The organism is Pseudarthrobacter sp. RHLT3-21, assembly GCF_059383495.1.
Genome location: NZ_JBWZCI010000011.1, coordinates 74,080 through 87,541, shown reverse-complemented (window position 1 = coordinate 87,541; position 13,462 = coordinate 74,080). Strand labels below are relative to the sequence as shown.

The 13,462-nt window shown below is 66.0% G+C and carries 16 protein-coding genes; 11 read left to right on the top strand and 5 right to left on the bottom strand.

Going from position 1 to position 13,462, the window contains the following annotated elements:
• Positions 1 to 127 precede the first annotated feature (127 nt).
• The 6 genes from gcl to AC50YA_RS13595 all read left to right on the top strand — a co-directional run bounded on the left by gcl (position 128) and on the right by AC50YA_RS13595 (position 6,475).
• Complete coding sequence (gene gcl / locus AC50YA_RS13620; RefSeq protein ID WP_494982803.1) at positions 128 to 1,906, top strand: glyoxylate carboligase; 1,779 nt, start codon at positions 128 to 130, stop codon at positions 1,904 to 1,906.
• Positions 1,907 to 1,932: 26 nt separating this feature from the next.
• Positions 1,933 to 3,120, top strand: coding sequence for a glycerate kinase (locus AC50YA_RS13615; RefSeq protein ID WP_494982802.1), 1,188 nt, complete (start codon positions 1,933 to 1,935; stop codon positions 3,118 to 3,120).
• Entirely contained in the window at positions 3,113 to 4,474 is a 1,362-nt protein-coding gene (allB, locus tag AC50YA_RS13610; RefSeq protein WP_494982801.1) for an allantoinase AllB, read from the top strand. The genes AC50YA_RS13615 and allB overlap by 8 nt, the downstream gene beginning before the upstream one ends.
• Before the next feature lie 11 nt (positions 4,475 to 4,485).
• A complete protein-coding gene (locus tag AC50YA_RS13605) occupies positions 4,486 to 5,193 on the top strand; it encodes a winged helix-turn-helix domain-containing protein (RefSeq protein WP_494982800.1) in 708 nt (235 codons plus the stop codon).
• A 67-nt stretch (positions 5,194 to 5,260) separates the two neighbouring features.
• On the top strand, positions 5,261 to 5,728 hold the full coding sequence (gene bcp, locus AC50YA_RS13600) for a thioredoxin-dependent thiol peroxidase (RefSeq protein ID WP_494982799.1): 468 nt from the start codon (positions 5,261 to 5,263) through the stop codon (positions 5,726 to 5,728).
• Between the two features lie 261 nt (positions 5,729 to 5,989).
• Positions 5,990 to 6,475, top strand: coding sequence for a LysR substrate-binding domain-containing protein (locus AC50YA_RS13595; protein ID WP_494982798.1), 486 nt, complete (start codon positions 5,990 to 5,992; stop codon positions 6,473 to 6,475).
• An 82-nt stretch (positions 6,476 to 6,557) separates the two neighbouring features.
• On the opposite strand, the gene AC50YA_RS13590 is transcribed toward AC50YA_RS13595, so the two are convergent.
• Positions 6,558 to 6,824 (bottom strand): hypothetical protein, encoded by a 267-nt coding sequence (locus AC50YA_RS13590; RefSeq protein ID WP_494982797.1) that lies wholly within the window; start codon positions 6,822 to 6,824, stop codon positions 6,558 to 6,560.
• A 360-nt stretch (positions 6,825 to 7,184) separates the two neighbouring features.
• On the opposite strand from AC50YA_RS13590, the gene AC50YA_RS13585 reads away from it, so the two are divergent.
• Both AC50YA_RS13585 and AC50YA_RS13580 read left to right on the top strand, forming a co-directional pair.
• Positions 7,185 to 7,409 carry a hypothetical protein gene (locus AC50YA_RS13585; RefSeq protein WP_494982796.1) on the top strand — a complete coding sequence of 75 codons (225 nt, stop codon included), beginning with the start codon at positions 7,185 to 7,187 and terminating at the stop codon, positions 7,407 to 7,409.
• Positions 7,410 to 7,519: 110 nt separating this feature from the next.
• Positions 7,520 to 8,092 carry an MOSC domain-containing protein gene (locus tag AC50YA_RS13580; protein WP_494982795.1) on the top strand — a complete coding sequence of 191 codons (573 nt, stop codon included), beginning with the start codon at positions 7,520 to 7,522 and terminating at the stop codon, positions 8,090 to 8,092.
• A 37-nt stretch (positions 8,093 to 8,129) separates the two neighbouring features.
• Here AC50YA_RS13580 and AC50YA_RS13575 read toward each other — a convergent pair whose 3' ends face one another.
• Complete coding sequence (locus AC50YA_RS13575; RefSeq protein ID WP_494982794.1) at positions 8,130 to 8,501, bottom strand: VOC family protein; 372 nt, start codon at positions 8,499 to 8,501, stop codon at positions 8,130 to 8,132.
• Positions 8,502 to 8,631: 130 nt separating this feature from the next.
• Positions 8,632 to 9,309, bottom strand: coding sequence for a TetR/AcrR family transcriptional regulator (locus AC50YA_RS13570; RefSeq protein WP_494982793.1), 678 nt, complete (start codon positions 9,307 to 9,309; stop codon positions 8,632 to 8,634).
• Positions 9,310 to 9,498: 189 nt separating this feature from the next.
• On the opposite strand from AC50YA_RS13570, the gene AC50YA_RS13565 reads away from it, so the two are divergent.
• Positions 9,499 to 10,362 carry an NAD(P)-dependent alcohol dehydrogenase gene (locus AC50YA_RS13565; protein WP_494982792.1) on the top strand — a complete coding sequence of 288 codons (864 nt, stop codon included), beginning with the start codon at positions 9,499 to 9,501 and terminating at the stop codon, positions 10,360 to 10,362.
• A gap of 20 nt (positions 10,363 to 10,382) precedes the next feature.
• Here AC50YA_RS13565 and AC50YA_RS13560 read toward each other — a convergent pair whose 3' ends face one another.
• Positions 10,383 to 10,553, bottom strand: a complete 171-nt coding sequence (locus tag AC50YA_RS13560; RefSeq protein WP_494982791.1) for a UTRA domain-containing protein — start codon at positions 10,551 to 10,553, stop codon at positions 10,383 to 10,385.
• Entirely contained in the window at positions 10,508 to 10,819 is a 312-nt protein-coding gene (locus AC50YA_RS13555) for a UTRA domain-containing protein (RefSeq protein WP_494982790.1), read from the bottom strand. Before AC50YA_RS13555 ends, AC50YA_RS13560 begins: the two co-directional genes overlap by 46 nt.
• A 120-nt stretch (positions 10,820 to 10,939) precedes the next feature.
• Here AC50YA_RS13555 and AC50YA_RS13550 point away from each other — a divergent pair, with 120 nt between their 5' ends.
• A complete protein-coding gene (locus AC50YA_RS13550; protein ID WP_494982789.1) occupies positions 10,940 to 12,196 on the top strand; it encodes a 3-hydroxyacyl-CoA dehydrogenase family protein in 1,257 nt (418 codons plus the stop codon).
• A gap of 74 nt (positions 12,197 to 12,270) precedes the next feature.
• A complete protein-coding gene (locus AC50YA_RS13545; protein WP_494982788.1) occupies positions 12,271 to 13,458 on the top strand; it encodes an acyl-CoA dehydrogenase family protein in 1,188 nt (395 codons plus the stop codon).
• The last annotated feature ends 4 nt before the right edge of the window (positions 13,459 to 13,462 follow it).

The window sequence follows — 13,462 nt, the reverse complement described above, 5'->3', positions numbered from 1 at the left end:
CGGCCACGGTCGTAATTTACGACGACGGCTCCCCCAAAGTGCCCCGCAACGGTTCGCCGGGCTACTTCAGCACACCCCACAACAGGCTTCACAACAGACTTCACAACAGACTTTCAAGGAGTACACAATGACTAAGATGCGCACCGTTGACGCTGCCGTCGCAATCCTGGTAAAGGAAGGCGCCATCGAGGCGTTCGGCCTGCCAGGCGCGGCAATCAACCCGTTCTACTCGGCAATGCGGAAGAACGGCGGCGTCCGCCACACGCTGGCCCGCCACGTTGAAGGCGCCAGCCACATGGCGGACGGCTACTCCCGGGCCAAGGATGGAAACATCGGCATCTGCATCGGCACCTCGGGCCCTGCCGGCACGGACATGATCACCGGCCTGTACGCGGCCTGGGCGGATTCCATCCCCATGCTCTGCATCACCGGCCAGGCCCCCGTGGCCAAGCTGCACAAGGAAGACTTCCAGGCCGTGGACATCCAGACCATTGCCGCCCCCGTCACCAAGATGTCCATGACCGTGATGGAGCCGGGCCAGGTTCCCGGCGCCTTCCAGAAGGCTTTCCAGCTGATGCGCTCCGGCCGTCCGGGCCCGGTCCTGCTGGACCTGCCGTTCGACGTGCAGATGGCCGAGATCGAATTCGACATCGACGCGTACGAGCCCATCGTTGTCCAGAAGCCGAAGGCCAGCCGCAAGCAGCTGGAAAAGGCCCTGGACATGCTGACCGCAGCAGAGCGCCCGCTGATCGTGGCCGGTGGCGGCATCATCAACGCCGGCGCCTCCGCCCGGCTGGTGGAACTGGCCGAACTGCTGAACGTTCCGGTTATCCCCACCCTGATGGGCTGGGGCACCATCCCGGACGACCACGTCCTGATGGCCGGCATGGTGGGCCTGCAGACCAGCCACCGCTACGGCAACGAGACCATGCTGGCCTCCGACTTCGTCATCGGCATCGGCAACCGCTGGGCCAACCGCCACACCGGCGGCCTGGACACCTACACGGCCGGCCGCAAGTTCGTGCACATCGACATCGAGCCCACCCAGATCGGCCGCGTGTTCTCGCCGGACCTGGGCATAGCGTCCGACGCCGGTGCGGCGCTGGACGGGCTGATTGAGCTGGCACGCGAGCGCCAGGCAGCGAAGTCCCTGCCGGACTACTCCGGCTGGGTTTCCGAATGCACCGCACGCAAGGGCTCCCTGCAGCGCAAGACGCACTTCGAGAACGTGCCGATCAAGCCGCAGCGTGTGTACGAAGAGATGAACAAGGCGTTCGGCAAGGACACCACCTACGTGTCCACCATCGGCCTGTCGCAGATCGCCGGCGCACAGCTGCTGCACGTTTTCGGCCCGCGCAAGTGGATCAACGCCGGCCAGGCAGGCCCCCTGGGCTGGACCGCCCCGGCCGCCCTGGGCGTAGTCCGCGGCAAGCCGGACGAGACCGTGGTTGCCCTGTCCGGTGACTACGACTTCCAGTTCATGATCGAAGAGCTGGCCGTGGGCGCGCAGTTCAACCTGCCGTACATCCACGTGGTGGTGAACAACTCGTACCTGGGCCTGATCCGCCAGTCCCAGCGCGGCTTCGAGATGGAACAGAACGTGTCCCTGGCGTTCGAGAACATCAACTCCCCGGAAACCAACGGCTACGGCGTGGACCACGTCAAGGTGGCCGAGGGCCTGGGCTGCAAGGCCATCCGGGTGGAAAACCCGGCAGACCTGCCGGCCGCGTTCGACAAGGCCAAGGCCCTGATGGGCGAGTTCAAGGTTCCCGTGGTGGTTGAAGTGATCCTGGAAAAGGTCACCAACATCTCCATGGGCGTTGAAATCAACGCCGTGAACGAGTTCGAGGACCTGGCCACCCGCGGCGAGGACGCCCCCACCGCGATCATCGCCCTGCTGGACTAGAACAGAAACTGAGAGGAGGTACCGGAATGCGCGTGGTCATCGCCCCGGACAAGTTCAAGGGCTCGCTGTCCGCCCCCGACGTCGCCAGCCGCCTGAGCGCGGGACTGCAGTCAGCTGTGGCGGACCTTGAGGCCACACTCATTCCGGTGGCCGACGGCGGCGAGGGCACCCTCGACGCCGCCGTCGGCTCCGGCTTCACCCGCCGTACCACCACCGTCACCGGCCCCACGGGCCAGCCGGTCCGGGCCGACTTCGCGGTCCGCGGCCGGGAAGCCGTGATCGAAATGGCCGCAGCTTCGGGTCTCGCACTGCTGTCCTCTGTCATCCAAGGCGGCGGTCCGGACTCCGGAACAGCCACCACCGCCACGAGCCTGGGCACCGGCGAACTCATCCGCGCTGCCCTGGACCTGGGCTGCCGGCAGATCATCCTCGGCGTCGGCGGGAGTGCCAATACCGACGGCGGCGCCGGGGTCCTGCAGGGCCTCGGGGCCGTGTTCCTGGACGCAGAGGGCAACGAACTCCCGGGCGGCGGGGCCGCCCTGGCCCGCCTGGACCGGATCGATTTCTCCGGCCTGGACGTCCGGCTGGAGGACGCCCGCTTCACCCTGGCATCCGACGTCGACAATCCCCTGCTCGGAGCCAGCGGAGCCGCCGCGATCTTCGGACCGCAGAAGGGCGCGACCCCGAGTGACGTCATCGCCCTCGACGCCGCCCTGGCGAACTTCGTCTCGGTCCTCGCCGGCGAGATCGGCATCCGCGCCGAGCGGGCCGCCGTCGCACCCGGCGCAGGAGCAGCCGGCGGCGTCGGCTACATTGCCATCGCGGCGCTGGCCGCGGCACGCAGGCCGGGCATCGACGTCGTACTCGAATTCACTGAACTGGAGCAGCGGCTGGCCGGCGCGGACCTGGTGATCACCGGCGAAGGCAGCCTGGACGAACAGAGCCTGCTCGGCAAGACGCCCATGGGTGTGGCCCGCGCGGCGGCGCGTGCCGGAATCCCTGTGATTGCCGTGTGCGGCCGCAGTACGCTGAGCCCGGAACAGCTCACGGAAGCCGGATTCACGGCGGTTCACGCCCTGACGGATTTTGAGTCCAATGTAGAGAAATGTATGGCCGAAGCAGGCCCCCTGCTTGAAGAATTAGGTAAGCACATCGGCGTGCACCTGCCTGCGAGTGCAGCGCGTACCGACACAAAGGAGAACGTCCATGTCTGAAGAAACCACCCCGGCGGCCGGCGCGTTTGACCTGGTCATCCGCGGCCAGCGCATCCTCACCACCGCAGGCATCACCGCCCGCGAAGTAGGCATCCGCGGCGGCGTGATCGTCGCCATCGAACCGTTCGGCAACGGCCTCACCGGCACCCAGGTCATTGACCTGGCCGACGACGAAACCCTCATCCCCGGCCTCGTGGACACGCACGTCCACGTCAACGAGCCCGGCCGCACCGAGTGGGAGGGCTTCGCCTCCGCCACCCGCGCAGCCGCAGCCGGCGGTGTCACCACCATCATCGACATGCCGCTGAACTCCATCCCGCCCACCACTACGGTGGAAGGCCTCAAGCTCAAGCGCGAGGTGGCCGAGGACCAGGCGTTTGTGGACGTCGGGTTCTGGGGCGGCGCCGTGCCGGGCAACAAGAAGGACCTCCGCGGCCTCCACGACGAGGGTGTGTTCGGCTTCAAGTGCTTCCTCCTGCACTCCGGTGTGGACGAGTTCCCGCACCTCGAAGCGGACGAGATGGAGGAGGACATGGCCGAGCTCAAGTCCTTCGATTCCCTCATGATCGTCCACGCCGAGGACTCCCACGCCATCGACCGCGCCCCGCACCCCGGCGGCGACCACTACGAAACGTTCCTGGCCTCCCGTCCGCGCGGCGCCGAGAACAAGGCAATTGCCGAGGTCATCGAGCGCGCCCGCTGGACCGGCGCCCGCGCCCACATCCTGCATCTCTCGTCCTCCGACGCACTGCCCATGATCGCGAGTGCAAAGCGCGACGGCGTCCACCTCACCGTGGAGACGTGCCCGCACTACCTCACCCTGATGGCCGAGGAAATCCCCGACGGCGCCACCGCCTACAAGTGCTGCCCGCCGATCCGTGAGGCGTCCAACCGCGAACTGCTCTGGAAGGGCCTGCAGGACGGCACCATCGACTGCATCGTCTCGGACCACTCCCCGTCCACCCTGGACCTGAAAGACCTGGAAAACGGCGACTTCGCCGTGGCCTGGGGCGGCGTCTCCTCGCTGCAGCTGGGGCTCTCCCTGATCTGGACCGAGGCCCGGCACCGCGGCATCACCCTGGAACAGGTGGTGTCCTGGATGGCTGAGAAGCCCGCCGCATTGGCCCGCCTGCACAACAAGGGCCAGCTCGCCCTCGGCTACGACGCGGACTTCTCCATCTTCGCGCCGGACGACGCATTCGTCGTCGACGTCACCAAGCTCAAGCACAAAAACCCCATCACGCCCTACGACGGCAAGGCGCTCTCCGGCGTCGTCCGCAAAACGTTCCTTCGCGGCAGCGAGATCGACGGCCGCACGCCCAGCGGCAAGCTGATCCGCCGCGGCGGCGTCTGAGGCGCAGCACGATGGCCGTCAACGTCCACGCCCCGTACCCGCGGCCGCGTTCCGGCTCCCGGCCGGGCGCCCATCCCGGCGCCTGGCCGGGCCTCCAGCCAGGGCTTCAGCCGCGCGGCCTGGCTGTGTGGCTCCAGCCTTGTGAAGGCCAGGACATCGACCCGGCGGTCTGGGCCGAGGCCGCCCAAGCGGTCCTGGCACGTGCACGCCGGCTTGCTCCGGAAGCCGGATTCCACCTATGGACCGCGGCCGGAACCGGAACGTCCGGCGTCGAGGATTCAGACGCTTCCGACGGCGGCACTGAAGTTCCCGGAACGGCTGTTTCTGGAACCGCAGCGTCCGACGCCGGAAACGGCACCGCCGCGCTCAACCCGCCAGTATCCCTGGCCGGCCGGCGCAGCATCGTGGCAGTGGATCTGGCCGCGGACACCGTCCTTCTGGACGGCGTCCCGGTCAGCTTCACCCTCATGGAATTCAGCCTCCTGCGGTACCTCGTGGAGAACCAGTCGCGGCCGATTAAGCGTGAAGAGCTGCAGCGCGTCCTCGAGTCCCTGGACTGCCACGGCGCGGCATTCCGCTCCATCGACGTGTATGTTGGCCGCGTCCGGCGCAAGCTGGGATCGGCCCGCCACGCCATTGCCACGGTGCGTGGTGGCGGCTACCAGTTCGTGCCCGGACCGGGCAGCACGGTCCGGGGACCCGCGGAATACTGCATCTAGGCAGCCCGTTGCACCCATAGATTGATCGCCGGCCACGGCGGTTGCCCACAAGTCAAGGATTCGAAACATGACCCAGAAACTCCTCACCGGAACCCAGGCCCCCGATTTCGCACTGCTCAACGCCGACGGCCAGAAGGTCTCCCTCTCCGATTACCACGGACGCAACGTCATTGTGTACTTCTACCCGGAAGCCGCCACCCCCGGCTGCACCACGGAGGCCTGCGACTTCCGCGACAACCTCGCCAGCCTGCAGTCCTCCGGCTACGAAGTCCTGGGCATCTCCCCGGACGCGCCGGAGAAGCTGGCAGCCTTCACCGGCGACTTCGCCCTGACGTTCCCGCTGCTCTCCGACGAAGACCACGCCGTGGCGCTGGCCTACGGCGCGTGGGGCGAAAAGCTCGTGAACGGCGAAGTGGTTGACGGATTGGTCCGTTCCACCGTGGTGCTCGACGCCGAGGGCAAGGTCACGCTCACCCAGTACCAGATCAAGGCCCAGGGCCACGTCGCAGCGCTCAAGGCAGAGCTCGGCCTCTAAGGATCGCCGTCGCTACACGCCCAGGCAGTAGTTCTTGACTCAGTGCCGGACCGGCCGCGGCTGCCGTGGATAAACCAGGGAGGACCAATGCCGCTTCCTCCAATAGGGGTCTGAAATAACCCCGAATGCGATTGGCGTGGCAATTCAAGGTCCGGTCTTCGTGTCGCAGGGAGTGGCGTGCATCACATGGGGGTTATGCCTTGGGTCGACCAAAGGTTGTATTTCGATGTAGGGAAGTATCACGCTGGGAGCCGGGCATGAGTGTCCCCGCAGATCCTGAAGTACGTGGATGGGGCGGCGGACCGGGTCAAGGGGTTCGGGGTGACGGCCAGCTGCGCGGGCTCCCGGTCGGGTTCGCCGGCTCGGCTTCATCCGGCAGCGGCTGGAGTTCCTCCGCCTCGTCAAGGCCTGGCCTTCCTCCGGCCGCCGACGCGGACCCCGGGGATTTCCTCCCGGCCTGTCGGCCGGAAGCCGCTGGTGCTGGTCGTCTCTGCTCAGCACCGGTTGTCCCGGCGGGAACACGTGAGCGTGGCGGAGCTGAGGGACGAAAGTTTCATCATGTACCCCGCCAGTTCGGGGTCCCCGCTGGTCCTGGGACTGGTGGGCGCCGGCGCCGTGGGCCTGCTCATCAACCAGGCCATCAAATCGTTCCAGTTCGATCAGATGCTGACCCACATCATCGTGGTGCTCGTCCCGATCGTGGTGGTTGACCAGGCATCGGCCCTGATCCGGCGGAAGCTGGCCTGACCTGCGCCCTCGGGTCAGAAACAGCGGACGACGGCGGGCCCTCCGCCGTCGTCCGCTTCTGTTGTGTGTTTGGTTGTGGCCTTTAGGCGTCCGCCCGCATGATGCCTTCCGGACCCGAGGGTGCCCAGATCGCGGCGATGACGTCGTCCCGAAGGAAATACTGCCGGCCTTCCAAGGGCGTGAGATTCCCACGGACTATGTAGTAGCCCCGGCCTTCGCCCGAACCGCCGGCGGCCGTGTCAAGAGCGTCGAGCATATCGCGGTCCAGCTGCTGGTCCGGGCCGCGTTCCTGAAGTGCTGCCAGTGCGTCCGGCGCGAGGGAACTGATGAGCCCTTGGATATTCGGCATTTCATGCACATCCTTACCGGCACCACTCGGGACATGGTTAATGGCTTCCCCCGAGGGCGTGCCCGGGGGTGCCTGCACCGGCCGCGCCCATCCCCCGATTGTAGGACCGGGCTGGAGATCAGGCCAGACCCCGTCGTATTGCGCCGGACCACCGATTCATGCAGACTGACTACAGATCCGCAGGAACAATTGCTTCCGCCGATCCAGCCCGCCGGATAATTCGGCCGGCCGCCGCCCCCATCAGAGAATGCCGGGCAACCCCTCTGGAACCACCGCTTTCCGTCTCCCCGGGCGCGCCCGGCCCCGGAAGCCTGTGCCCACCCAGAGTCCCGGGATCCCGCCGAGAAAGAGACTACCACCATGATCAAGCGCCACTCTGACCTCGTCCTGGCAATCACAGCCCACGATCCTGACACGGTCGAAAACGACCTCAACACCGCCGTGGAAATGGCCCGCGAACACGCCATGAGGGAAAGCCGCCACGGCATCCTGGTCACACAACACAGCTACACCAATTACACCGTGGCCGTCAGCCTCGACGTCCCCTATGGGCAGACACACGAAAGGCGCGATCTGCCCGCGTAGCAGTAACGCGAGCGGACGACGGCGGAACCTCCCGCCGTCGTCCGCTTTGCGTTTGGGGCCGCTCCCCACGGTGCCGACCAGCCGGCACCGGGCCGCGGTAGTTTGGTGGCATGACGGATACCTACCGGTATGACGTGGAGGTCCTGCATCTGCTGGTCTCGCCAGCGCACGCCTACTTCGGCCGCGCCCGCGAGGGTGCCGCGGACGTCCCCACCACGGATGCCGGGCGAGTGGAGTTCGTGGCGGGCAAGGGCATCGTCGGTGATCGGTTTTTCGGCAAGGCTGCGCACATGGACGCTGCGGTCACAGTGTTCGCCATCGAGTCCCTCGAGGCCATCGCCGCGGAGCTCGGAACGGCACCGCTTAACCCGCTCCTGACCCGGCGCAACATTGTCCTCCGAGGCGCCCACCTGGCGCCGTTGCTGGGATACGACTTCGTCCTGGAATCCCAGGGCGACCTGGTGCGGCTCACGGCCGGGCGGCCCGCCCACCCCTGCGCCTGGATGGATGAGATGCTCGCCCCTGGCGCGCACAAAGCAATGCGCGGGCGGGGCGGCGTGCGGTGCCGGGTAGTTTCCGACGGTGTCCTGCACCGCGGGCCGGCGGTGCTGGTCAGCCCGGTGCCGCTTGAGCCCGGGCGCGCCGGCGAGGCCACGCTGTTGCGGGCGTCTCGACTGCCTTAGTTAGACGTCGCCTTAGTTGAAGTGAGCCGCTGGCAGGTCAGACGTGCTGATCCACGAGCACCGGGTTGCCGTCCGGATCCACAACAATAAAGCTCCCCGGACCGGTGGTCGCCCCGTCCGCTTCGGAAACGAACTCCGCGCCCTGGGCCTTGAGTTCCCGCTGGAGGTCGCGCACATCGGTGAAGGAGTCCAGCGCTTCCGCGTTCTGGCTCCAGCCCGGGTTGAACGTCAGCATGTTCTTCTCAAACATCCCCTGGAAGAGGCCGATGACCGTCTCGCCGTTCTTGAGGATCAGCCAGTTCTGGGTGATATCGCCGCCGAAACTCGCGAAGCCCAGTTTCTCGTAGAACGCAGCTGACGCCGCGATGTCCTTGACGGTGAGGCTGATAGAAAAGGCGCCGAGCTGCATGGGTAACTCCACTCTCCGGGGGACGGGTGTTCCGATGATACCTGCGGCCATCACGCGGCCGCGGGACGGGTTCAGCGGCCGCGTGTATGAGGAAACGACGGCGGGAGGTCCCGCCGTCGTCCGCTTGCGTTTATCCCCGCTCGAGCCGCGCGGCCTTGGACGTCCAGTCCCGCCGGTGGAGCCGTTCTATGCCGTCGAGGAGGAGGTCCAGGGCGAACTCGAATTCAAACTGGTCATCGCAGCCACGGCCCACCACCGAGTCGTCGTGGTTGGCAGCCGTTGCCTCCTGGAGGACATTCGGGTAACGGACGGACATCTCCTGGAACATGGCCGCCTGGACTTCCGGTGCCATTTCAGCCTGCACTTCGCCGGACCGGCTGACTGTTGAGTCGAACAGCTCCTGCGTGAAACCCCACATCCGGCTGCCGATGGCGTGCATCACGTGGTGGGTGAGATCCACCGAAAAACCCCTGGCGAGGAACATACCAATGAACGAGTCCATGTAGCCCAGGACGGCGGGGGTCGTGTTGGTGCGGCTTTCCAGGACGGGCCGGGCCCACCCATGGCGCCGGAGTACGCGCCTCGCCGAGAGCACGCGCAGCCGCACGGCACTCTTCCAGTCAGCATCATCCGCGGGAGGATCAATCTCGCCAATAATGACCTCCACCATGCCGTCGAGGAGTTCTTCCTTGTTAGCTACGTGCTTGTAGAGCGACATGGGCACAACGTCGAGTTCCTGGGCGAGGCGGCGCATGCTGAGCGGGCCGATCCCCACCTCGTCAGCGAGGGAGACGGCCGCCCGCAGCACCCGATCCCGGTTGCCACAGCCGCTGCCGGAGCCTCCCTGTGAAGGCCGCCACGTACCGCCGGTTCGGCGGGCCGGACGTAGTCAGCGTCGAGGAGATCTCACAGCCGTCACCGCAGCCCGGAGAAGTGCTCATCAAGGTAATGGCCAGTACTCTCAGCGCCGCCCGACTACCGCGCCCGCAGCCGCAAGGTGCCCAAGGGACTGGAGGCATTGACGGCGCTGGCCCTCGGCGTTTTCCGCCCCCGGACACGGGTCCTCGGCATGGACGTTGCCGGTGTAATCGAGTCCGTCGGCCAGGACGTCACCGCCTTCCAGCCCGGCGACGAAGTTATTGCGATGCTCGGCGCCACATTCGGCGGGCATGCAGAGTACGTGTCGGTTCCGGCTGACGGGCCCATCGCAGCCAAACCCCGGAACATGAGCTTCGAGCAGGCTGTGACACTGATTTTCGGCGGACTGACCGCCAGGAATTTCCTGGGCCTGGCAGCCATCAAGCCCGGAGATGCCATCCTGATCAACGGCGCGTCGGGTGCGGTGGGAACGGCAGCCATACAGCTGGCCAAACACCTGGGCGCCCACGTCACCGCCGTGTGCAGCGGCGCGAACAGGGAGCTGGTCGAATCGCTCGGTGCGGACAACACCGTCGACTACACCACGCAGGATTTCACCGACGGGAACCAGAAGTACGACGTCGTCATGGACTGCGTCGGCAACGCTCCGTTCGACAGGGTGGAAGGGTCCATCAAACCGGGCGGAGCCCTCCTCCTGGTCATCGCCGACCTCAAAGGCCTGCTTCAGGCACGGGGCCAGAGCCGCCGAAGCGGGAAGCTGGTTACGGCCGGCAGCCTCAAGCTCAAGTACACCGCCGACGACGTCGCTTACCTCGTGGGCCTGGCGGAGGAAGGCAAGTATCAGGCAGTCATCGACCGGACCTACAACCTCACCGACGTCGTCGAGGCCCATCGCTTCGTGGACACCGGACGCAAGCGGGGCAACGTGGTCCTGCGCGTCCACCAGTTCCAAGGACATGGTCGAGCCTGCCCCGGTGGTTGAGTCTGTCGAAACCCAGCCGGCTATCGGTTGGACGCGAAGACGTACTTGAAGTCATCGGCGCGGTGGATGGCCCGGCGCCATCCGCCGGGGCGGCCGTCACGGGTGAGCAGGAGCGTCTCAACTACGAGGATCGGCTCCCCCTCGCTCAGGTCCAGGGCGCCGGCGTCGTTCCCTTTTGCCCCGGATGCCACACGTGGTGCTCCGAGCGGGTGAGGTCGATGCCGTACCTTCGTTCGAGGAGCTCGAACGCGGAGCCCGACTCTTCAAGCTCATGGCTTGTCGGTTCGAAATCCGGCGGGCTGCACAGGAAAACCCGTGAGCTGAAGAGTTTTTCGTCCTTCACTGCGATGACGCGGGTGAAGGTGAGAACCTCTTCCGAAGCGCTCAGGCCCAGGCTCTTATCTCTCCGACCTGCTAGAAGTCCTTGGACCCCGGAGGCGAACATTTCAGGATTCATGACGCCCAAGTTTGTCTCGATTCAAAGGCGGCTCCACTCGGGTGCGCAGCAAGCGACTGCCCACCGGTTGAAACTTAGTTTCTATTGACGTGATACTGAGGTTCACGGTATAACTGTGTTGTGATTCCTGACACTGTCGTAGAAACTGGCCCGCCCGCGGGCGCTGGCGGAGATGCCTGCACTACTCCCAAGAAATCGGCCGGCGCGTATGCCACGGCGCTGCTGGACACGGAGCGGCAGCGGCCGGTGGGCGCTCCTGGCGCAGCACCGCGCCCCGTCCGCAGCGTTGGAGTGGTCGGGGCCGGGCTGATGGCCAGCCAACTCGCCATGGTCTTTGCCCGGCAGCTTGGCGTTCCCGTCCTGATCACGGACCTGTCCCAGGCAAAGGTGGATGGCGCACTGGCCTGGATCACCGCACACCTCGAGAAGCTGGTGAGCCGTGGGGAACTCAACGAGACAGCAGCGCGGGAGCTTGGCATTCTCATCCGCGGAACGGTGGACAAGCGTGAGTACGCGAACTGCGACGTGGTCATCGAAGCAGTCTTCGAGGAGCTGAACGTCAAACGCGCCGTCTTCGCGGAGCTCGAGCCGTTGTTGCGCGCTGATGCGCTGCTGCTGACAAATACTTCGTCCCTGTCGGTGACGGCGATGGGGCAGGGCCTGGCCCATCCGGAACGCGTGGTGGGACTGCATTTCTTCAATCCGGTGGCTGTGCTGCCGCTCGTGGAAATCATCAGGACCGGGAACAGCGACGACGTCAGCCTCGCCACCGCTTGTTCGCTCGCCCGGCTGCTGGGCAAGACTGCGGTCCTGGTTGCGGACACGCCGGGCTTTGTAGTGAACCGCATCCTGACCCGGCTGTTCTGCGAGCTGCTGCAGCTCATTGATAACGGCGCGGATATTGAACTGGCCGACCATGCCCTCGACCCGCTGGGGCTGCCCATGACTCCGTTGACCCTGCTGGGTTTCATCGGGCCCGAGGTCCAGCTGCACATCTGCGAGACCATGCACGCCGCCTACCCTGACCGTTTTTATGTCAGCCCAAGCCTGGCCGCCATTGCGGATGCCCGGCTGCGCGGCTACCTGGACAAGTCCGGCACAGTGCTTCCCGAGGCGGCCGGTTTGCTGCCGGCTGCCGACGTCGACAGTGACAGCGATGCCATCAAGATACGGATCCTTGATGCCCTGGCAGAGGAGGTGGGCCTGATGCTGGCCGAAAAGGTGGTGTCCGGTCCGGCGGACATCGACCTGTGCATGCTCCTCGGCGCCAATTTCCCGCGCCATCTGGGGGGCCTGACACCGCTGCTTGACCAAAGCGGCGCCTCCCGGCGCGTCTGGGGAAGGAACTTCCATCCCGGCTCCGGATTCGCCGACTAGCTTGGCGCGTTACCGGCCCGAACAACCTCCGCTATGATCCACGCCGTTCTTCACCAACTCCCCCATAAGGATGCATGAACATGCCCGACTATGACGTCGCTGAACCACTGGACACGGACTACTACGCCGTCTTCGCGAACATTCCCACACCCGACCGCGAAGCATGGAGGCGTGCCCGGACCTTCACCGGAGAGGCCTTGCCGCAGATGAACGACTACTGGGAACGCGCCGAGTTCCCGGCCCACCTGGCCAAGCGCATGGGCGATCTGAACCTGCTGGCCGATGGGATCGAGGTCCAGGGCCTGGAGCCGATGTCGCCCCTGGCCGCCGGCCTGGTCAACATGGAGGTCTCCCGCGGGGACGGTTCGCTGGGTACCGTGATCGCAGTCCAGGGCGGCCTGGCGCTGCGTTCGATTGCCCTTTTCGGCTCCGAAGCCCAGCGCCAGGCCTGGCTGGGTCCGCTGGCCCGCGGCCAAAAGCTCGGCGCCTTCGCCCTGACGGAACCCGACCACGGCTCGGATTCCGTGGCACTGGAAACAACCGCCACGCTCGACGGGGAGGACTACGTCCTCAACGGCGAGAAGAAGTGGATCGGCAACGGCTCCGTCGGAGATATCACCGTGGTCTGGGCACGCGATGACGCCGGCAACGTCCGCGGTTTCCTGGTGGAACAGGACCGGGAGGGCTACGACGCCGAGACCATCACCGGAAAGGCCTCGCTGCGCGCGATCCACCAGGCCCGGATCAAGCTCAACAACGTCCGCATTCCCAAGGCCAATCTGCTCCCCGGAACGCGCACTTTCAAGGACGCTTCCGAGGTCCTGGTTGCCACGCGCCTGGGCGTGGCCTGGTCCGCCCTCGGCCACGCCACCGCCGTCTACGAAGCCGCGCTGAACTACGCCAAGCAACGGACACAGTTCGGCAAGCCACTGGCCAAGTTCCAGCTGGTCCAGGACCGGCTGGCCTACATGCTCTCCGAACTGACCAGCATGCAGCTGCATTGCTTCCACCTGGCGGCCCTTGATACGGCCGGCCAGATGCGCCCCACCCAGGCCTCGATGGCGAAATACCACAACACGCGCAAGGCCCGCGAGCTGGCCTCCATTGCCCGTGACATGCTCGGCGGCAATGGCATCCTGCTGGAAAACCACGTGATCCGGCACCTGCTGGACATCGAATCCATCCACACCTATGAAGGCACGCAAAGCATTCAGACCCTATTGATAGGCCGCGATGTCACCGGACAAAGCGCCTTCGCCTAAGGAT